Origin of the sequence: Maribacter zhoushanensis (assembly GCF_029350975.1) — a bacterium.
GTDB lineage: Bacteria > Bacteroidota > Bacteroidia > Flavobacteriales > Flavobacteriaceae > Maribacter > Maribacter zhoushanensis.
The window spans coordinates 29,363-51,442 of record NZ_JARKMR010000006.1; the positions used below are offsets into that span (position 1 = coordinate 29,363).

10 protein-coding genes are annotated in these 22,080 nt (G+C 35.8%); 1 reads left to right on the plus strand and 9 read right to left on the minus strand.

Annotated features, from left to right (window positions below):
• Window positions 1–256 precede the first annotated feature (256 nt).
• From PXD56_RS15975 to PXD56_RS16000, 6 genes are all read right to left on the minus strand, one after another.
• On the minus strand, window positions 257–13,597 hold the full coding sequence (locus PXD56_RS15975; protein WP_276494349.1) for a Calx-beta domain-containing protein: 13,341 nt from the start codon (window positions 13,595–13,597) through the stop codon (window positions 257–259).
• A complete protein-coding gene (locus tag PXD56_RS15980; protein ID WP_276494350.1) occupies window positions 13,597–13,845 on the minus strand; it encodes a hypothetical protein in 249 nt (82 codons plus the stop codon). Before PXD56_RS15980 ends, PXD56_RS15975 begins: the two co-directional genes overlap by 1 nt.
• A 713-nt stretch (window positions 13,846–14,558) precedes the next feature.
• Window positions 14,559–16,091, minus strand: a complete 1,533-nt coding sequence (locus tag PXD56_RS15985) for a cryptochrome/photolyase family protein (RefSeq protein WP_276494351.1) — start codon at window positions 16,089–16,091, stop codon at window positions 14,559–14,561.
• A gap of 26 nt (window positions 16,092–16,117) precedes the next feature.
• Entirely contained in the window at window positions 16,118–17,413 is a 1,296-nt protein-coding gene (locus PXD56_RS15990) for a DASH family cryptochrome (protein WP_276494352.1), read from the minus strand.
• Window positions 17,406–17,561 (minus strand): DUF2256 domain-containing protein, encoded by a 156-nt coding sequence (locus PXD56_RS15995; RefSeq protein ID WP_276494353.1) that lies wholly within the window; start codon window positions 17,559–17,561, stop codon window positions 17,406–17,408. The genes PXD56_RS15990 and PXD56_RS15995 overlap by 8 nt, the downstream gene beginning before the upstream one ends.
• Window positions 17,562–17,563: 2 nt before the next feature.
• Window positions 17,564–18,196, minus strand: a complete 633-nt coding sequence (locus PXD56_RS16000; RefSeq protein ID WP_276494354.1) for a flavin reductase family protein — start codon at window positions 18,194–18,196, stop codon at window positions 17,564–17,566.
• Between the two features lie 156 nt (window positions 18,197–18,352).
• Here PXD56_RS16000 and PXD56_RS16005 point away from each other — a divergent pair, with 156 nt between their 5' ends.
• Entirely contained in the window at window positions 18,353–19,696 is a 1,344-nt protein-coding gene (locus PXD56_RS16005) for an FAD-dependent oxidoreductase (RefSeq protein WP_276494355.1), read from the plus strand.
• On the opposite strand, the gene PXD56_RS16010 is transcribed toward PXD56_RS16005, so the two are convergent.
• The 3 genes from PXD56_RS16010 to PXD56_RS16020 form a co-directional block, all read right to left on the minus strand.
• Window positions 19,697–20,074: a DUF4174 domain-containing protein gene (locus PXD56_RS16010; protein WP_276494356.1), complete on the minus strand. Its 378-nt coding sequence runs from the start codon at window positions 20,072–20,074 to the stop codon at window positions 19,697–19,699.
• 106 nt (window positions 20,075–20,180) lie between these two features.
• Window positions 20,181–20,960, minus strand: coding sequence for a zinc ribbon domain-containing protein (locus PXD56_RS16015; RefSeq protein WP_276494357.1), 780 nt, complete (start codon window positions 20,958–20,960; stop codon window positions 20,181–20,183).
• 1 nt (window position 20,961) lies between these two features.
• Window positions 20,962–22,056, minus strand: a complete 1,095-nt coding sequence (locus tag PXD56_RS16020) for a Nif3-like dinuclear metal center hexameric protein (protein WP_276494429.1) — start codon at window positions 22,054–22,056, stop codon at window positions 20,962–20,964.
• Window positions 22,057–22,080: the final 24 nt, after the last annotated feature.

Genomic DNA, 22,080 nt, shown 5'->3' on the forward strand with positions numbered 1-22,080 from the left:
TAATGTATAAGTAGGTTATCTTATCAGTAACAAAGTTAATTGCTGTTTTGTAGTATTGGAAAAATAACGGGTAATGCCCCGTATTATTCGTTCTTATACAGCATTTTCGTTCAATAGGGTTATTTATCGGATGAACTAAATAGAGGCTGTAAAAGGCTTGTGTGTAGTAGTTTATAAGAATTTTTTTTGATAAACGGAAATGAAAAAAGCCTCATCATGGAAGTGATGAGGCCTTATAAATTTATTGTAATTTTTATTAGTTGGTACCTAGATAAATATACCCATTAAATGGTTCTAAAATGGTACCGCTATTTTTGTCCGTAGCTGTAATTATGTAATAATAAGTACCTGTAGGTAACATTCCAGACTGCCCAAAAGAACCATCAGGAGATTCACCTCCCCAGTCGTTTTGGTAATCTTTAACCTCGGCAATTTTAGTACCCCAACGGTTAAATATCATTACATCAAAACTAAATGCACAGTATTCTACACCTGTAATTTCAAAGAAATCATTAACACCATCACCATTTGCGGTAACCGCCTTAGAGATAATAATATCACCTTTTCCACATGGTACACATTCCGTATCTACGATAACCGTAAAGTCAACATAGTATTTACATGTACCTTCAGTAGAACTGTAAGCAATTTTATATTCACCAGGTTCATGGTTCATTGGGTCAAATATGTTTTGTTCTAAAACAACATCTCCTTCCAAGATCATAAATGTACCATTGGTGTCAAAATCTGCCGGTAGGTAATTCAATAAATCAATTGGTTCTTCTTCAATACAGATGTTAATTGTAATTTCTTGCAATTGAGGTTGAAGAACAAAAACAATCTGTTCAAAAGAAGCGGTGTTGCCACAAGAATCTGTAACGTTCCAAGTTCTTATGATCATGTAATCATCAGAATCATCGGCTTGTTGCGTTTCTTCATTATAAACCACATCAAAGTCACCACAGCCACCTGTGAATGTCATTTCTGGAGCTTCAGGAATCTCATCGCCACAAATGATGGTTATCTCTTCTTCATAAGGTTGACTCATGATAGGACCTGTAGGTTCTACCGTGATTACTTGAGTATGTTCTACAGAATTGCCTGCGCAATCAATAGCTGTCCATGTTCTGGTCACCGTATATCCTAAAGCACAGTTTTCATCATTGGTAATCGTTTCTTCAAAAACAACATCAATATTAGGCTCACAAGAGTCTGTTGCGGTAAGTGTAGATGCATCTGGCACCATATTACACTCAACGGTCATATCTTGTGGCAGCGCTTCATTAAATGTTGGTGCAACCGTGTCCTCAATAGTAATTACCTGTGTATGAGTACGCACATTACCGACACAATCTGTAATAGTCCATGTTCTGGTAATGGTATATTCAGTAGCGCATTCATCGTCTTGACCTTCAATTAATTCAGTATAATCTACCGTTATGGCACAATCGCTATCTGAAGTTATTACAAAAGCATCTGGTATAGTATCACAAGCCTCAATAGTAATATCAGTTGGCCAGCCTTCATCACCATCATTATCTATAATTGTTACCGTAGCAATATTGTCAGATAAGATACCTACTATAGAGCTTGAAATGTTCTCAAGAATTACATTGAACGTTTCTGGGTCTTCAATAAGGATATCATCAATAATAGGGATTACTATTGGTTGAGTGTTAGGGTTGATACCGCCAAATGTTAAGGTTTGCGAATTACGCGGAACACCCGTATAATCACTAGCATCTGTTGCAGAGCCGTCTACGGTGTAAAATTCTACCGTAAATTCATCTTGAACATCTGCGTTAAGAACCACATTTAAGGTAACCGTACCTGCATCTTCATTTACCTCAACAGAAGCAGTATCAAATTGAACACCGTATAAAGATGGGTCAGCATCATTATCTATAATATTTACGGTCGTTGTATCATTTGAAAGAATGCCTACAATAGGAGAGGAGATATCTTCAAGTACAATATTAAAGTTTTCTGTAAATTCAATTAAAGTATCATCGATAATAGGAATTACAATAGTCTGTGTATTGGAATTTGTACCACCAAATGTTAGCGTCTGCGTATCTTGAGGAACACCAGTATAATCACTACCATCTGTAGTGGTTACATCTACAGTATAATACTCGACCGTAAACTCATCTTGAACATCTGCATTAAGAACAACATCAATGGAAACTGTACCTGCATCTTCGTTTACATCAATTGAAGTAACATCGAATTCGACTCCATATATAGTAGGATCTGCATCGTCATCTGTAATAGTACCTATGGCAGTATCATCAATCATGTTCAATAATGGATGTGATATAGCACCTAATGTAATATTAAGGTCTTCACTAAATTCTATCAATGCATCATTGATTATAGTAACCTCTACATTTTGAATGTCAGAATTAGTTGTACCAGCAGGGAATGTTACAACACCAGAGGCAGTAACAACAGAATAATCATCAGGAGAAACTGCAGTACCGTCTGTCACAGTAAATTCTACCGTAAATTCTTCTTGTATCGTTGGTCCTGTATATGAAACTTCAAAATTAGCCGTTCCGCTTGCAATATCTTCAGCAACAGTAAAATCGGCAACAGAAATTCCTTCACTTGCGTCTGGCAAGTCGTTATCTGTAATTGTACCAACTGCAGTATCATCAATCATGTTTACCAATGGATGAGATATGGTACCCAACGTAATATTTAAATCTTCGCTGTATTCCAATACTAGATCATTGATAATGGTCACCTCTACAAGTTGGGTGTCATTATTGATAGTACCTTCAGGAAAAGTTACATTACCTGAAGCTATAACGACCGTATAATCATCAGGAGAGATAGCAGAACCGTCAGTTATCGTAAAGTCTACCGTAAATTCATCCTGTATAGTTAATCCTGTATATGTGATTACAAAATCTGCACTACCACTAGCGATATCTTCGGCAACCGTAAAGTCGGCCACAGAAATACCTTCACTAGCATCTGAAGCATCATCATTTATAATCACTCCCGTAGCGGTATTAGTGGTATCACCATCAACAAAACCGGTAACAAAACCATTATCCGTAGTTATGTTAGAAAGTACTACTGTAAAGTTTTCATCAGCTTCAATGATAGTTTCTTCGGTAATTTCAATAGTTATGGTCTGAGAGCTTACGGTATCTGTAAAGTCTAACGTACCATTTACCGGAGTAAAGTCTGCCAAATCAGCAGAGCCTACGTTTGTAATATATTCTACCGTAACGGTTTCGCCAGCAGGAATAACGCCTGTATAAGTTACCTCAAAGGTAATTTCAGTAGCATCTGCAGCAGTATCGCCTTCCTGTTCTGAGACCGTAAGTTGTGTAAACGCAATACCGTCACCTGGCAATGCATTATCATCATTGAGAATGATACCTGCCGCCGTGTTAGTAGTGTTACCATCTACAAAACCTGTAACAAAACCATTGTCAGTAGTAAGGTTAGAAAGTACAACGGTAAAGTTTTCATCTGCTTCAATAACAGTTTCCTCAGTAATGTCAACAGTAATAGTCTGTGATTTTACACCCTCTGTAAAAGTAACCGTACCAATAACCGGAGTAAAATCAGCAGCATCTGCAGAACCTAAGTTGGTTGTGTATTCTACGGTTACGGTTTCACCTGCAGGTATAGTACCTGTGTATGTCACTTCAAAAGTAATTTCAGTAGCATCTGCAGCTGTATCACCTTCCTGTTCAGAAACTGTAAGCTGTGTAAATGATACCCCGTCACCTGGTTGTGCATTATCATCGTTAAGAATAATGCCATTTGCAGTGTTTGTAGGGTTGCCATCAACAAAGCCTGTAACAAAACCATTATCAGTGGTAATGTTGGACAATAGAACTGTAAAGTCCTCATCAGCTTCTATAATGGTATCTTCGGTAATGTCTACCGTAATAGTTTGTGTGTTCACCGTATTTGTAAACGAAACGGTACCACTTGTAGGTGTAAAGTCGGCAGCATCTGCAGAACCTACATTAGTAATGTACTCCACCGTTACTGTCTCACCATCTGGAATAACACCCGTGTAAGTAACTTCAAAAATAATCTCGCTTGCATCTGTAGCAGTATTACCTTCTAATTCAGAAACATCAACTTGGGTAAACGCTACTCCGTCTCCTGGCAGTGCATTATCATCGTTTATTATGATTCCTGTAGCTGTATTTGAAGTGTCTCCGTCAACAAATCCAGTAATGAATCCGTTTGCAGTAGTTAAATTAGAAAGAACAACAGAGAAATCTTCATCAGCTTCAATAACGGTATCTTCGGTCACCTCAATGGTAATTGTATGACTGTTAACACTATCTGTAAAGTCTATTGTTCCATTTACCGGTGTATAGTCAGTGATATCCGCAGAACCAACATTGGTAATGTATTCTACCGTTACGGTTTCTCCTGCAGGAATAACCCCTGTATATGTAACCTCAAAAACTATTTCGGTTGCATCGATATTTGTATCTCCTTCAAGTTCAGAAACTGTAAGTTGCGTAAATGCTACACCATCGCCAGGTTGCGCATTGTCGTCATTAAGGATAACACCTGTGGCAAAACCATCTACAATATTTACTAGGGTAGTAGATATGCTTGTCAACGTAATGGTCAAATCTTCATTAGGTTCAATGATGTTGTCATTGATAATGGTCACTTGAACCTCTTGTGTGTCCGTCGTTGCAGTACCTGCCGGGAATGTTACGTTACCTGAAGTTACAACAACCGTGTAGTCGTCACCTTCAATAGCAGAACCTTCTGTTATTGTGAAGTCTACCGTGAATTCATCTTGTACAGTAGGACCGGTATAGGTAATTACAAAATCTGTAGTGCCACCTGCAACATTTTCCAATACATTGAAATCTGCAACAGAAATACCTTCTCCTGCATTTGGAACATCATCATCATTGATAATACCATTGGCCGTTGAATTGGTAATAGGAACAAGAGGGTTGGTTGTACTGTTCAGTGTAACTGTATACGCTTCTTGCGGTTCCGTAATGTCATCGTTTAATATCGTAACTTCAATCTGTTTTACTTCATTGTCGTTTCCGTCAAAAGAAATAGTTCCGTTGGTAATGGCATTGAAATCCGAAGCCGTCGCAGTATCAAAAGCAGTAGAGAAATCTACATCAAAACCAGCGGCGAAATCACCATTTAGGGTTACATCAAAAATAGCTATAACTCCAGGTCCTTCAGTAACTATAACATCTGTTTGAATTATAGATATACCTGTAGTTCCTGGGATGTTATCATTGTCCGTAATACTAATTGTACCTTGGTCGTCATTAACGTTCACCAGAGCATTTGAGAAATTAGAAAGGTCTACAAATAAACTTTCTAAGGTTTCTATAATATCATCATCTACTATAGGTACTGTTATAGGAAGTATTTCCGTATCACTAGTACCGGTGAAATTTAATGTTCCAGAAGTAGTTTGGTAATCACCAGGTGCTATTGCAGAGTCGTCATTAGGAGTGTCATTGGTAGTATAATCTAAGCTGATTCCGCCTTGAACTTTTCCTGTTAGCATCACATTTATAGTAGCCGTACCATCAGCTTCACTAACAATAATATCATCATTCTGGAATGAAATACCGTTACCCGCTATATTATCATTATCATTAATGGTGCCTGTAGCAGTGTTTGTAGGTTGTTGATCAACAAAGCCAACTCCAATATTTGATTGTACATTGGAAAGTGTAAGGTCAAAAACTTCTGTGTTCTCTATAAATGTGTCATCAATTATTGGAATGTCAATATCTATAGAACTTGTGTTTTCATCAAAAGAAATAGTACCTACGGTTTCTGTATAATCATCAGGATTATCTGCAGAATCATCAGCGGTAGCATAATCTACGGTAACGGTTTCCCCAGGTGCAATAGTACCGGTAAAAGTTACGGTGAATCTAGCGAAAGTATCTGTGCCTTCTGTAACTATTACATTATCGTTAGCAAAAGAAACACCTGTACCTGCAATGTTATCATTATCGTTAATAGTACCTGTAGCTGTATTTGTTGGTTGCTCATCCAAGAACCCAACATTAATATTAGATTGTATATTGGACAATGTTATTGTAAAATCTTCTGATGGTTCAATAATAGTATCATCTAAAATTGGAACATCAATATTCACTGAATTTGTTGTGCTGTCAAATGAAACCGTACCCGTAGAAGAGATATAATCTCCTGGTTCTATGGCAGAATCATCATTTGTTGCATAGTCAACGGTAACTGTTTGCCCAACGGCTATATTACCAGTGAAAGTAGCTGTAAATCTCGCAAATGTATCAGTCCCTTCGGTAACTATTACCACGTCGTTGGCAAAAGAGACACCCGTACTGCCGGGCACATTGTCATTATCCGTAATTTGAACGATACCCTCGCTATCGTTAATGGTAGGAGTGTTAGTACCACTGGTAAGTTGTACAAAGAATTGCTCCGTAGCTTCTATGATGTTATCATCATTGATGGTAATGGTTACCTGCTTAGTCTCATTATTTGTGCCAGCGAAGCTTACCGTACTAGTAGTAGCTACATAATCACCTGAACTCAACGCAGAATCATCTGCAGTGGCATAGTTTACGGTAAAACCACCGGAAACGGTACCTGTATTCGTAATGATTAATGTTGCCGTACCAGCGTCTTCATTAACGGTAACGTCAGAAATTTGAATTCCGATCGGGTTACCACTTTCACTAACGTAGATGTATTGTGTATGGCTAGTGCTGTTACCTGCACAATCATTGGTTGTCCAAGTTCTAATAATCGTATATGAAGTAGTAGTGTTATCACCAATATACGTTTCGCCGAAGGTAACTGTAGAATTAGAATCACAGTTGTCATTCGCAGAAAGTACTGGTGCTACAGGAATATTATCATGAGCAGCGTAAGAGTCTTGTGGTAAAGACTCATTAAAAGTTGGTGCCTCTTTATCTTCAATAGTAATTACTTGAGTGAAAGTATCACTTACTCTACCACAAGCATCGGTAAACGTCCAAGTATTGGTATATGTACCTTCTGTTGGACATGTACCTGACTGTACAAAATTACCTGCTGTTTTATGTAAGGTAAAATTACATGAAGCAGTTGCCGGTACTAAAGAATTAGCATTGTTCAGTGCAGCAATATTATCACAAGCAACAGTTCTGTCTAATGCATTTGGTGCGGTAGACCAGTTTACTTGTGCCGGTTGTTCTACATCTATTATGGTAGGTGCATGCGTACCGATACCACAAGAATCTGTAGAAGAAGAACTACTCGTTGTAATAGGATCACCATTGATTGCACCACTGTATGTGGCTGTAGCCTGTAGTTCAAAACTAGCCGTACATGCAGTCTCTAAAAAGTGGCAAGCCTCAATGATTTCAATATTGAAATCAAGGTCATAAGTATCACCCATATCGGTGAAACCATTTTGAGCTGTAAAAGTTAAGGTTCTAGTTGATGGGTCGTAAGAATGTGTTACCCCTGTTGGCAATGTACCTACACTCGCAAAATCAGCTTCAGTTGGTAACACTGTTGTAATCACCAAATCTTGAATATCATCATTACCAGTGTTGGTAACGTTTAGTGTTAAAGGTACTGTATCACCTGCATTGAAAGGTCCTGTTGCGTTCGTATTTAAACTTAAAGCACCTAAACTTGGTAGATAAACATCTACACTTAGGCCCATTAAATATAGACCGTAAGATTCTTGATCCGTTGTAATTTTAAAACGGGCAAAAGTCTGATCATTTTCTATATATCTATTGGAAGTATTTGCTAAAGGAAAAACAGTAGCATCAAAACCTAAGGTGTTAGTACTAGCAGCATTTCTATCCACATAATTTAGACCATCAATAGTAATTCGGCTATTAAAGAAGTTGTCTTCATCTCTTAACGTAGTAGATAATTTAGACCAGTTATTTGAAGTGTCATAAATTAATAATTGATCACCGGTAAGGTCACGGTCACCCTCTAATGCCCCTAACATTACATTTGCATTAATATTTCCGTTAGGAATAGTTTCAAAACCGCTAAAATTGAATTCTGTTTCACCTGCACCATCAGAAGCAAAAGTGTGAACATAACCATCATATAGTGTGATGTTTTTAGGGTCAAGAGAAACATTTTCATATACAAAGACAATTTGCCATCCACCAGATGTACCGGTAACATTTGCAATACCGTGCGAACGTAAGTCCATTTCAGTAGCTTTTACGTTACCTACTTGATACGAACCAAAAGGAGTAGAAAGCGCATTTATATCATCGGTAATATCTTTAATACAAACATATGGGTCATTTTGAAAATGATCATTTCTTCCTCTATAAATAACCTCATCGGCAGAAACTGTTGTGTAAGAAGATTGACCAGGTAGCATTAATTTTACCTGATTGTAATTCCAAGATGGTTCAGTTGCGCTTCCACCTGTAGTACCATCATATTCCTTATCTGCAGCAGCCCAGTATAGGTAAGCTTTCTTAATATTCAAACAGCTTAATGAAGGCTCAGGGTTAGCTAAATTGGCATTGGTAGAGTTAAATGTTGTTGGGTCAGAATCGATATCAACAAATACGTTATCATTGAAATCGTGATTACCAGCTTCACCGTTATAATTACCAGTTGCATTTCTAGATAGAACATTATTTGCAATCATGGTGAAATCACCATTAATACTACCAGAATAACGGATTTCAAAATCTTTTTTAAGGTTCGTGTCGTTTACGAATATATTGACTACAGCTTCATCTTCAGATCCATTTGAATCTACTATTTTATATCTGAAAGAGTCATTACCATTGAATGAAGCACTTGGTTGGTATTCAAAATAATCGTCTGTAAAATCGCCAGGAGTTCCATTATCCCTTAACGTAACCGTTCCGTTAATAGGGTTGTTGACCACTTGTAAAGGATTGGTTGCTGCAGGACCGTCAAAGCCATAATCATCATTGTCAAGTACCGTAATATTGGCAGAACTTTGATTTTGGAATACAACAAAAGAATCATCTACGGCTGTTGGTAAATGATCTATATCTATAATTGTACCAATGGCAGTTGGGGTTGTTGCCGTTATTATACTAGGTGAGATTGATGTTATGGTAAGTCTTAAAGTTTCATCACCTTCAATAATTGCATCTTGAATAATTGTCACGGGAACTTGAATGGTTTGTGTGGCAGCGCCGCTAAAATTAAGTGTGCCGGTCAAGGTTGCCGAATAATCATTACCCGCTGTAGTGGTATTATCCGTGATTTCATAAGTTGCCGTAAAACCACCATTTACTGGGTTACCGGTGTAGGTAACATCAAAATTAGTAGTAGCATTAATTTCATCTTCAGAAAAACCGGTTACTTCAATTGTACCCGTATCATCATTTGTAATAGTACCGATTGCATCAGCATTTGTAATACTAATTTTAGTTGAAGACGGATTTGAAAGTGTTATTCTTAAATCTTCATTGTTTTCTATGAAATCATCGCCCACAACATTAATTTGAACCGAACGTACCTCGGTATCAACACCGGTAAAACTTAATTCTCCTGTAGTTAAAGGGTCCGTGGTCAAAGTATAGTCATCGTTAACGGTAGTTGAAATATCTGTAATGGCATAATCTAAAGTAAAACCACCGTTAATTCTATCGCCAGTATAGGTAACATCGAAGTTGATTCCATTAGTTTGTTCTATAATACTAAAACCGGCAACTGAAACTGCACCGCCATCATCATCGGTAATGACACCTCTGGCTTGATTGTTCAATAAGTTAATGCCAACATTAGAACGTATAGCTACCAAGTTTACAAAGAAATCTTCCTCATTTTCAATAACATTGTCACTAATGATCGGAACAACAATGTTTTGTGTTTTAGCGGTATTGGTAAAAACTAAAGTTTCAATTGTAGCATTAGGGTTAAAATCTGTAGCATTGTTGGCGGTACCATTGTTAACGAAGTAATCAACTTCAATAGTTTCACCAGTGTCAATATCGCCAGTGAATTCAACAATGAAAGTTGCATTTACATTATCAGTAGGGTCTCCTTCCACTACGGTAACCGTAGCATTTTGGAAATCTATACCCCTTGTAGCACTATTATCATTATCGGTAATAACACCTGTGCCTGTTGGGTCTACAATATTTATTAAAGAAGTAGATAGGTTTGAAAGTTGAATATTTAAATCTTCTGTAGCTTCAATGAAATTATCCTCTAAAATATCAACAGTTACAGTTTGATTATTACCATCTGTAGTATTTGCAGGAAAAGTTAATTGTCCGTTAAACAATGTTGATGGCGTTGTGGTATAATCTTTACCTTCAGAGGCAGTACCATCAGTAATGGCATAATCTACGGTAAATTCATCTTGTACATCTGCACCTTCATATGTTACGGTAAATGTGGTAGTACCTGCATTTTCGTCAACACTGAAATCTGATACGCTTAAACCTGTTGTAGTTGTTTTAATATCATTATCCACAATAGTGGCAACAGCAGTATCATCTACTAAATTTATAATTGTTGTTGATAGGTTGGATAATTCAATATTAAGTGTTTCATCATCCTCTATAACGGTATCATCTTCCACTATAAAACTAACATTGACAATGTCGCCGTCTTCTGTACCTGCAGGAAAAGTAATAACATCGTTAAGTTGTGGGTTGCCTCTGTAGTCAACTCCACTCGTTGCGGTATTTGGCGTAATGCTAAAATCTACAGTAAAAGATTCTTGAACAGTTGCACCTTGGTACATTACTGCAAAATTTGCAGTTCCTGCGTCTTCATCAACATTAATATCCGCAACATATAACCCTGTTGTGGTAGTCTTAATATCTTGGTCTATAATGGTACCGACCGCATCTGGGTCAACCAAGTTTATTAATGGGGTAGATGAATTTGATAATTGAATAGTTAAGTTTTCATCACCTTCAATAATATCATCGGTTAAAAGTGTAATTGCTATATTTTGAGAATTACCTTCGGTTGTACCTGCAGGAAAGGCAACATTACCTGTCATAGAAGAAACCGTGTAATCTAAATCTCTTATCGCAGAACCATTGGTTATGGTGTAATCTGCATTGAAAGCATCTTTAACATTACCACCACTATAAGTAACTACGAAGTTAGCGGTACCAAGATCTTCGTTTATAGAAAAATCAGCAACCGATAAACCTGTTGAAGCATTTGTATCGTTATCTTCTATAACACCAGTGGCGTCACCACTAACAATAGATAAAGCGGTATTTGAAATAGTGGTTAATGCTATGCTAAAGCTTTCATCTCCTTCTACAATGGTATCATCTGTAATGGCAACGGTAAGGTTTACGATGTCATTATTTTCAGTATTTGAAAGAAAAGTAATTTGTCCGGTAGCTATGTTATAATCTGATCCAGAAGTTGCAGTATCGTCTGTAATAATATAATCAACGGTAAAGGAATCTTGAACCGTAGGTCCTACATAGGTTACGGCAAAGCTTGTTGTGTTAACATCTTCTTCCACAGAAAAACCGGCAATTGAAATACCGTCACCAGCAGAAGGTGCATTTATATTTCTGATGGTTCCAATAGCTGTATCCGTAATATCCCCTGCATTCGAAGACCCGTTAGTCATGCCCAAGGTGAAATTTTCATCTTCTTCAATGATGTTATCATCTATAGCTGGTATAACAATGTTTGTGTTTAGGGTATTACTAGGTATAGAAAAACTTAGTAATGCGGTGTAATCCGTATTAGTTGTTGAGTTATCTACGTAGGTTAGATTAAAGCTTACCGCTTCATCAACTGCGTGAGAAAGGCTAACTGCAAAATTTAGGTTGTTACCTTCATCGGCAGAAGCATCTGCAATAGTAATGTTTGGTCTAATAAATAAATCTACTGGGTTAGAGTATGTATATGGAGTACACAGATTCTCGCTATCAAAAGCGCTAAAACGGTATTGATTTCCACTTTGGGTACTTGTGATATTGGTTAGGGTAAGTGTTGTGGTGGTAGCACCTGAATACACTCCGCCATTGGCAATTGCTGACCAAGTAGCTCCATCATCGGTACTTACATCCCATTGGTAGGTAAGTCCAGTTCCACTGACAGCAGTTGTGTAAGTGACAGTGTCCCCTAAATTGGCAACTTCATCTGTAGGTTGTAATGTTATGTTTACATTTTGGAATGCAGTTGTTACTTTACTGTCGGTACCTGTATAACCACCTTGACCAATTACTAAACCTGTTGCGGTAACTGAAATAGGTGAAGAACCTAAATAATCATCATCATCAGGATCGGTATGGCCTGCTTCTACAGCATCTGGGCAACCATCATTATCAGAATCTGAATCTAAGCTGTCTATAATAGAATCTCCATCAGCATCACCTGAACCTTCATTAACATCGGTAATACCATCGTTATCATCATCCTCATCGACTAAATCGTTAATTCCATCAAAATCAGTATCCAAATCATCATCGGTAATTGTGATTTGACCTTCGTTGGCAGCAAAAACAATGTTTTGTGGCACATAGTTGGTCATTGTATTGGCATCTGGCGTGTATGAAGGAACTACGGTAAAAAACTCGGTAGGTTCAATAATCGTATCATCTATTACTCTGAAATTTCTTGAAAAGTTTTGAAGGTTTGAACCATTAAAATTCAAAAAACCATCTGTTTGGTCATAGTCTAAATCCTCAAATGCCGAGTTGTCTGAGGTGTTGTAATAAATTCTAAAATTATCTTGAACTTCTCCATTTAGTGTAAAGGTAATTCTAGCATTACCTACAGATTCTAATTCTGTAGTATTACTTAAATTAATAGTAGCTACATCATTGTCATGAATACGTAGGGCAGAGCGTTCTGTATTAATGCTGACTCTAGAAGGTGATGAACCGTATTTTGTAGTTTCCGCAGCATTTCTAGACTTAACGCCATTGAATTCTTCAGAAGGTTCTACAATAGTATTGTCAATAGTAGGTATAGGTATAATTATTTCTGAACCAGGCACTGACCCGGCAGGGAAAGTTACTGTAGTTGCAAAAGAATTGAAATCAGAACCATCTGTCGCCGGACTCGTTGAGGTAGGGTCTGTTTCAGTAGAAAAATCAATGTTATAGGCATCTTCTATACCAACATACTGTTGGCCGCCAGTATTTGTTCCGTTAGATAATCTTAATATATACTGAATTTCGCCACCTTCTGTAATATCATAATTACCACCGGTTACATAAGCAACATCAGTATCTATAACGGTACCTGTAGCTGTAGCATCTGTAAATGAATACGTACCAGAAGGATCACTCAAGGTTAGTGTAAAGTCTTGTTGTGTATCTTCTACCCAATCATCATCTAAAGCTTCAACCGTGAATGTTGAAGTATTACTTAAGAAAAACCCAAGGGTTATTGAATTTTCTCCATCATAATCCGCATTTACGGTACTACCATTTAGGTATGAAACATTAAAAGTGTAGTTGCCAGTAAGAAGGGTACTAGAAGTTACTGTAAAAGTCATATTAGACCCTTCGTCAGCACTTGCGTCTGAAACTGAAAAAGTCTGTGCCATTACATTTGCAGCTCCAATAAAGAACCACATGACAAATAACAACAATGTCGATTTTATGAAAGTTGAATTTTTCATTATAGATTCTTTAGGTTTATTGAAAATGTATGATTTGAGAAAGCAGAACTTTTATGTTTGAAATACACCATAGTGTCAATAGTAGAGCGGTCAACGTAACTAATACATTCATCTTCATTTGAATTACAGAAAGAGTGGTTGAAACAAGATAAATTATCTAATGTTTCATGCATTCCTGAAGTAGGGAATACAGGAATTGATTCTCTGTAATGGTCGATGATGTTGTTAGAAGTGTGAGTTGACTTCATAATAATGGTTAAGTTTAATTCTTAATTTTAATACTTAACCTTATCAAAAATGATTGAAATGTTATTTTCAAATCACTATTGGCTAGTAGGTTAAGAATTTTTGAAGAACAGATTTGGGATCTAATTCTGAAACAAAACTAGGGCCTATCTGTTCAATAATTAAATTTTATAGTCCACACGGTGTTATTCGTCGATGAACATACGTTGGCAAAATAACGGTGATACATTCTTAATATTTAATTGTTGTTGTGTAGTGTGGTTATTGTGTGGTATTAACTATGTAATCTTTTTCTTTCATTTAGGAACATAGATACAATAAGATGAAATTCAATATATAGTTAAGATACTGTTAATCAGTTGTTTAAATTGTATTATATATAATGTAAAGTGTGGGGATTAAATTAAGATCTTAATTATCTACCTATTTTCATTTGTTGTAGACTGTTAAAATTGATGTTAGAAAGCTGCAATTAATGATGTTTGCATTACATCGATAAAATCAACATATTCAACTGGTAAGGACGTTTTTTCTATTTCAAAAAAGACGCTAATACAGCGTAAAATTGTTAAAAGCTATGGTAAAAAAAGCACCTTTTACAATTGTAAAAAGGTGCTTTTTTTAATATTAAAACAAGATTTTATTTTAACAAAAAATTGTTCAAAAAAAACATGAATTTACCTATATTTTCATATAATTTTGGGCTTCGATTTGATTAAATTTCATCTAGATTTTCAATAATATAAGTAGCTCTTTCTTGAATTTCTGCTAGTTTGTTTCCATCCATTTTATTTAAAAGAGCCATCATCATATTCATACGTTGATTGTCTTTAAAATGTTCTTTTTTCTCCGATAGAAAATTCCAATATAACGAGTTAAATGGACATGCTTTTTCACCAATTTTTTTGGTAAGGCTATAGTGGCAACCACTACAATAATTGCTCATTTTATTAATATAGTTAGCGCTGCTAACATAAGGTTTTGTTGCAACAATACCACCATCTGCAAATTGGCTCATGCCCCTGGTATTGGTGATTTCAACCCATTCTATAGCGTCAATATAAACACCCAAATACCATTGATCAACTTCATCTGGATTTATTTGCGTTAACAAAGCAAAATTACCAATAACCATAAGTCGCTGTATATGGTGGGCGTATGAGGCATCTAAACTTTGCCCAATGGCTTTTTTTAGACAATTCATTTTTGTTTTACCTGTCCAGAAAAATTCAGGTAATTTGTTGGTATTATTTAAAGTATTCAATTGTTTGTATTCAGGCATTTCTTTCCAGTATATACCTCTCATATACTCTCTCCAGCCTAAGATTTGGCGCACAAAACCTTCAACTTGAGATATGTTTATATCATTAGATTTATCGTAAAAATGTTCTAAGACGGTATTTATAACTTCATTTGGTGCCAATATTTTGGCGTTCATAGCAAAGGATAGACGTGAGTGAAATAGAAACTTTTCATCTGTATGCATGGCATCTTGGTAATCGCCAAAATGCGGTAGTAGTTCATTGCAGAAATAATCTAATGTATTTAGACATTCTTCTCTAGTTACCGGCCAAGGAAAATTTGTTGAATCTATGTTGCCAAACGTTTGAACATTTTTATCGTTCAATAGTTGAACGATTTCATCTATATTTTTAGAAAATTCCTTTTCTTTAGGAATAGGTGTCTTGCCCTTCCATTTGTTTCTATTGCTTTGGTCATAGTTCCACTTACCACCTTCTGGTTGATCCTTAGTGACCATAATGCTATGTTTTTTGCGCATCATTCTATAAAAGCTTTCCATGACCATTTGCTTTTTGCCCTTATAGAAATCTCTTAACTCAAACCTGGTCGTGTAAAAATGCTCGGTATCAAAACAATCTGTATTTTGAGCCAGTGAACTGCAAATTTTTTCTAGTTGTTGATCAAGTCTATATTCATCTGGTAACTGATACTCAAATTTGTCTGCGTTGGTTTCTTTTATTGTATTTGAGATTATCTGTGCTAAGTCTTGAGGGTTGTTTCTGTCATTTAGATAGTAATAGATAAATTGATGCCCTTTTTCAGAAAGGTCTTTTTTAAAGCTTCTCATGGCTAAAAAGAAAGCGACCACTTTTTGAATATGATGTTTTACATAATCTGTTTCTTGTCTCATTTCTGCCATGACATAAGTTATGTCATTATTTACTTCATTGAACCAAGAATGATTCTGGTTTAATTGGTCACCTAGTATTAACCGTACTATTTTCATTATTTCGTGTCTTTTTTAAGTTATGGTTAGAACAATGTTTTTTGTAACCACAATCGTTGATATTTACCGGCAGCGTCATACCGTTCTGCTTGGCTTTTTATATTAAATTTTCTGTTCCTAGGGTCATTTCCTACTCCGCTGTTATACATCCAGTTTCCCCAGTTGCTATGCACATCATAATCGATCAACATACTTTCAAAATAGGAGGCGCCAATTCGCCAGTCTTGTTCTAATTCTTTAGACCAAAAACTAGCTACGTTTTGTCTCCCTCTATTACTCATCCATCCGGTTTCCAATAGTTCTTTCATATTGGCACTTACAAAAGGTTCTTTAGTTAAACCATTGATCCAAGTGTATTTATCTTTTTCATTGGTTTTCGGATCATAAGTAATATCTAATATTCCTTCTAACTTGAAAATAGCGTTATTATGCTTGAGCGATATATATTTGAAATAATCCCTCCAGATCAATTCAAAAATCAGCCAATAAGTATCTTGATTTTTTATAATTTCTTTCTCGAAATTCTTTATTTCCCAATAAATAGTTCTTGGAGATATACTGCCGTTAGCTAGCCAGGCAGATAATTTTGAACTATAGTCCGTACCAATTAATCCGTTTCTAGTTTTCTTGTAAAAACTTAATTTTTTCGTTTCCCAAAAATAGTTGTGAACTCTTTTAAGTGCCTCTAATTCTCCGCCTTTAAAGGGGAATGCGGTATTTATGTGGTTAGTATAATGCTCCAGACCCAAATCGTTTAAAGTGGGTATTTTAGTTTCGGTAGCTATTAAATTTTCACTTGGCATTACAGTAGGCAGCTTTATTATAGGTCTTATCTTGGAGTTTGCTTCGCACTTTTTTCTGAAGTTTGTAAAAACATTAGGAATAGCATTAAAATCATCATAGGGAATATCATCAGGATGAAATAAAAATTGATCATATGCTTCATGAAAGTTAACGTTTGATTCTAAGTTGTTCTTTACATTGTTTAATATAACCTGTTCATCTCTAGTCCATTCTTTTTGTAAAAAAACAGAATTGATATTATGGTCTTTTATTAACTGAGGTAAATATTCTGATGAATTACCATGATATATAAATAGAGGTATATTTAGTTTTTCGAGTTCCTGTTGTAGTTGTTCAATAGTCTCAATTAGAAACTTTGCTCTATACTTTTCGGTTCTTTTAAATCCGAATTCATCAATTTCAAAAAACTTAGATTCAAAACAGTAGAAGCCTACAACTTTAGACCCCTTCATTGCTTCGTTCAATGACGAGTTATCTTGTACCCGTAAATCGTTTCTAAACCAAATTAGATTATTCATCAATTTCTTTTTTCAATTTATTACGTCTACATTTTTCACCACAGTATCTTACTTCATCCCAATTGCGTTCCCACTTTTTACGCCATGAAAAGGGTTTCTTGCAGGTAACGCAGATTTTAGAAGCAAGATGTACTTTTTTATGTGCCATTTTTAGATAGATTTGGTAGGTGTATCAGTTTCTGCATAAGCAAAACGTGCCAAAAGTTGTGGTAATGCGTAAGCATCTAAACCGTTTATAGCAACAGTGTCTACCTTATCTAGAGAAAGCCAACCATCTTCTTGAATACTATGTTCTGGTAAATACAAATGTTCAATAGCACCAATAACCAGCAGACAACCATTCTCTTTGATCTCGTATTCATTAACGTAGCTACAACCTATTTTAATAGCACTCTCTTGCACATACGGAGCTTGAAAATCATTTAGATAAGTCTCGGTCAAATTAGTTTTTGAGAACTCGGAAATATCTTGGTCATAACTGGCGGCTGTATGGTGTGCCTCTTTTATCATAGATGCGTTTACTTGGTTAACAGTAAAAAAACCAGTCTCCTTAAAGTTGGCATAGGTGTTTCTTTTTACGGTAAGGGGCCTTAAAATAAACCCTAACATTGGTGGTGAACTACCAATATGCACTACGGAATTAAATATTGCCAAATTGCTAATACCTGAGTTCGATTTTGAACCGATAAGATTAGCAGATTTGTAACCTGTACAGCTGTTAATTAAATGCGCTTTATATCTGCTGGGCAGGCTTAGTAATTTTTCTTTTGTAAAATGTTTCAAGATATTTTATTTTGTTTAATAAAAGTATATAAAATTTAAACAAAAATATAACTTTATCAATAAAATGATTTGCTTAGTTTATGTAAGTATTACCTGAAATTAGGCTATAATTCCCTATTTTTAACATTGAATTAATGTTGGCTTAAAGCCATGAACATGACCCAAGAAAAAAAGAATATTGCCATTATTGGCTCAGGCTTGGTAGGATCCTTACTTGCCATATATCTAAAAAGGTACGGACATCAAATTACCGTATTTGATCGCAGACCAGATATTAGAAATGTAGAATTTTCTGGTCGATCAATCAATCTTGCAATGAGCAATAGAGGTTGGAATGCCTTGAAGGCGGTCGGCATAGAAGAAGAAATTAAAGAAATTGCCATACCCTTAGATAAAAGGGCAATGCACGTTATAGGAAAAGAGCAGTATTTTCAAAAATATGGTAAGGATGGTGAAGCTATTTGGTCCATATCTCGTGGGGTGCTTAATAGACGCATGATCGATCTTGCTGAAAAAAACGGAGTAGAATTTCGTTTTGAAGAAAAAGTCTGGGATATTGATTTGCCAGAAGCAAAAGTTTATACGGGAGAAAGTGAAAAAGGAGAATGGGTAGAATACCCGTTTGATTTGGTGTTTGGGTGTGACGGTGCTTTTTCAAGAGTACGTCACAAAATGCAAAGACGTAGTAGATTTGACTATTCACAAGATTTTATTGATGTAGGGTATAAAGAATTGACCATACCTGCAAATGCAGATGGGTCACATAAATTGGATAAACATTCATTTCATATTTGGCCACGTGGTAAGTTTATGTTTATAGCAATGCCAAATTTAGATGGCAGTTTTACCTGTACATTATTTATGCCATTTGAAGGAGATGTTTCTTTTGATAGTTTAAAAACTAAAAAGGAAGCGGTACATTTTTTCAATACATATTTCCCTAACGTAAAAGATGAAATTGAAAATTTAACCGAAGACTTCTTTAAGAACCCTACCAGTGCTATGGTAACGATGAAGTGTTACCCATGGACCTATTGGGACAAAGTAGCTCTTGTGGGCGATTCTGCGCATGCTGTAGTGCCTTTCTATGGGCAAGGTATGAACGCTGGATTTGAAGATATTTATGTTTTAGATCAAATTATACAAGAGTTAGGTGACGACTGGCAGCGTATTTTTGAGATCTATCAAGAAAGACGTAAACCTAATGCTGATGCTATTGCAGAGTTAAGCTATCGCAATTTTGTGGAGATGAGCAGTAAAACGGCAGATGCGAATTTCTTACTGCAAAAGAAAATTGAAAAGCACTTTGCGGCAAAACATCCAGAGAAATGGGTGCCAGCCTATAGTAGGGTAACGTTTTCAAATAGACCTTATGCAGAAGCACTGGCAGAAGGCGATGCTCAAGAAGAGATTATGCAAGAAGTCATGAAAACACCAGGTATTGCAGAAAAATGGAATAGTGAAGAAGTAGAGGAGCTAATGCTAAAACTTCTAGGCTAATTACTTATTGGATTTCATTTCACTTCTGCGCATAGGCATGCTGTCTATTAAGTCAAATAGCTGTTTTATTTTAAAAGGGTAGGGGCTTTTGGATTTTATGCCACCATCTTTTCCAATTAATACATAACCATTGTAAGATTTTGGTAATGTACCAGGTTTTTCAATATCCGTGGTTTTGCCATCTGTAGTGTAAAATACAGTGTCTTTATATATGAAAACACGAATATCTCTTTCACTTATTTTAAAAGTATTGTTTTCAATAATTTCTAAAGCAGATTTTACTTCGGTAAAATTATTTTCATCTTCATAAAGAATAACTATTCTATTTTTCCATTTAAAGTCAGATAAATTTTGGGCCTCTACATTTATGCTATGCATCAAAATAAAGATTAAACTGATTTTTAATAAATTCATAGTTATGAATGTAAACAAAAAAAGCCATCTTTAAAAGATGGCTTTTTTTAAATATGTTGCATGTTAGCTATTATAGTTTAGCGAACATTTTTTGCATTTTTTCACTTTCTTCTTCAGCAAGTGTTGGGTCAACTAAAATACGACCACTATGCTCATCAGTAATAATTTTCTTTCTTGAAGCAATCTCAACTTGAACCTGAGGTGGAATAGTAAAGAAAGAACCACCAGAAGCACCTCTTTCAATTGGCACAACCGCTAGACCATTCTTAACATTGTTACGAATACGAGCATAAGCCTTTACCAAACGTTCTTCAATTTTGTCTTGAAATTTGATAGACTCTTCTAGTAACGCTTTTTCTTCTTTCTCAGTTTCGGCAAGAATTGCATTCAATTCGCTTTTCTTGTGCTTAAGGTGAGCTTCACGTTCCGATAAACGCTCTTTAGTATCAGAAATAACAGATTTCTTCTGATCGATCTGAGCTTTGAATTCTTTTATGTTCTTTTCAGCCAATTGAATTTCCAATTCTTGAAACTCCAATTCTTTACTGATAGAATTAAATTCTCTACTGTTACGAACATTTTTTTGTTGCTCGCCGTATTTTTTAATTAAAGTCTTTGCTTCTTCAATAAGGTTCTTCTTAGCACCGATTTCGAAATTGATATTCTCTAAATCAGATTTAAGTTTATCCATTCTCGTTTTTAGGCCAAGGACTTCATCTTCCAAGTCTTCTACTTCTAAAGGAAGTTCACCACGAACATTCCTAATTTCATCAACCCTAGAATCAATTAATTGCAAATCATATAATGCTCTTAACTTTGCTTCTACAGACGAATCTTCTTTTTTTGCCATATTAAAAATAATTGATGGGATTTGTTATACTTTCCGATAAATGGATTGCAAAATTAGGAATTTTTTTCGTAAGATAATCAACTAAAAGGTTTTTTGTAAACTGCTCAGTTTCAAAGTGTCCTATATCTGCCAAAACTATTTGGTTTTCAGCCTCGTAAAATTGGTGATATTTAAGGTCTGCAGTAACAAATACGTCTGCTCCGGCCGCTTTTGCGGCACCAATAGCAAAAGAACCACTTCCTCCCAGCACTGCTACTTTTTTAATTGGTTTATTTAAAAAATTAGAGTGACGTACCAATTTGGCGTTCATTTTAAGCTTTAAATGTTCAAGAAATTCGGTTTCGCTAACTTCTTTGTTCAATTCACCTATCATGCCCATACCAATATATTTGTTGGTATTTTCTATAGTTTGTATGTCATAAGCTACCTCTTCGTAAGGGTGAGAAGTAAGCAAGGCATTAATTACGGCAGATTCTTCGTTCTTGCCAAAAACACATGTAAGCATAATTTCACTTTCCATATGTGTGGTACCTATGCTTCCCTTTGTGGGGTTGGCATCCTCATTGGCTTTATAAGATCCATTACCTTCCACAGTGAAACTGCAGTCGGAATAGTTTCCTATGTTACCCGCACCAGCTTTGAACAGCGCACCTTTTACTTCCTCTAAATTATCTTTAGGAATATAGGTGGTCAATTTTTTAATTGTATTTTTTTGAGGCAGAAGTATTTTGGTATTAGAAAGTCCTAGTACTTCGCAAATTTTTGCGTTTACGCCTTCTTTCGCATTATCAAGTGCCGTGTGGTTAGAATAGATGGCAATATCGTTTTTGATTGCTTTTATAACCACGCGCTCTACATAATTTTTACCCGTTATTTTCTTTAAGCCCCCAAAAATGATTGGGTGAAAGCTCACGATCATGTTACACTTTTTAACAATGGCTTCTTCTACCACATTTTCTAAAGTGTCTAGTGTAACTAGTACGCCGCTTACTTCATTAGAAGCATTGCCAACTAGTAAACCTACGTTGTCAAAATCTTCGGCATATGTTAATGGAGCAAATTCTTCTAAGATTAGGGTGATGTCTTTTACGGTCATTTTATAAGAAAATAAGATATTCAA

Coding starts and splice junctions, on each gene's coding strand:
- PXD56_RS15975 (WP_276494349.1), bottom strand. CDS start 13,597: ATGAAAAATTCAACTTTCATAAAATCGACATTGTTGTTATTTGTCATG.
- PXD56_RS15980 (WP_276494350.1), bottom strand. CDS start 13,845: ATGAAGTCAACTCACACTTCTAACAACATCATCGACCATTACAGAGAA.
- PXD56_RS15985 (WP_276494351.1), bottom strand. CDS start 16,091: ATGAAAATAGTACGGTTAATACTAGGTGACCAATTAAACCAGAATCAT.
- PXD56_RS15990 (WP_276494352.1), bottom strand. CDS start 17,413: ATGAATAATCTAATTTGGTTTAGAAACGATTTACGGGTACAAGATAAC.
- PXD56_RS15995 (WP_276494353.1), bottom strand. CDS start 17,561: ATGGCACATAAAAAAGTACATCTTGCTTCTAAAATCTGCGTTACCTGC.
- PXD56_RS16005 (WP_276494355.1), top strand. CDS start 18,353: ATGACCCAAGAAAAAAAGAATATTGCCATTATTGGCTCAGGCTTGGTA.
- PXD56_RS16010 (WP_276494356.1), bottom strand. CDS start 20,074: ATGCATAGCATAAATGTAGAGGCCCAAAATTTATCTGACTTTAAATGG.
- PXD56_RS16015 (WP_276494357.1), bottom strand. CDS start 20,960: ATGGCAAAAAAAGAAGATTCGTCTGTAGAAGCAAAGTTAAGAGCATTA.
- PXD56_RS16020 (WP_276494429.1), bottom strand. CDS start 22,056: ATGACCGTAAAAGACATCACCCTAATCTTAGAAGAATTTGCTCCATTA.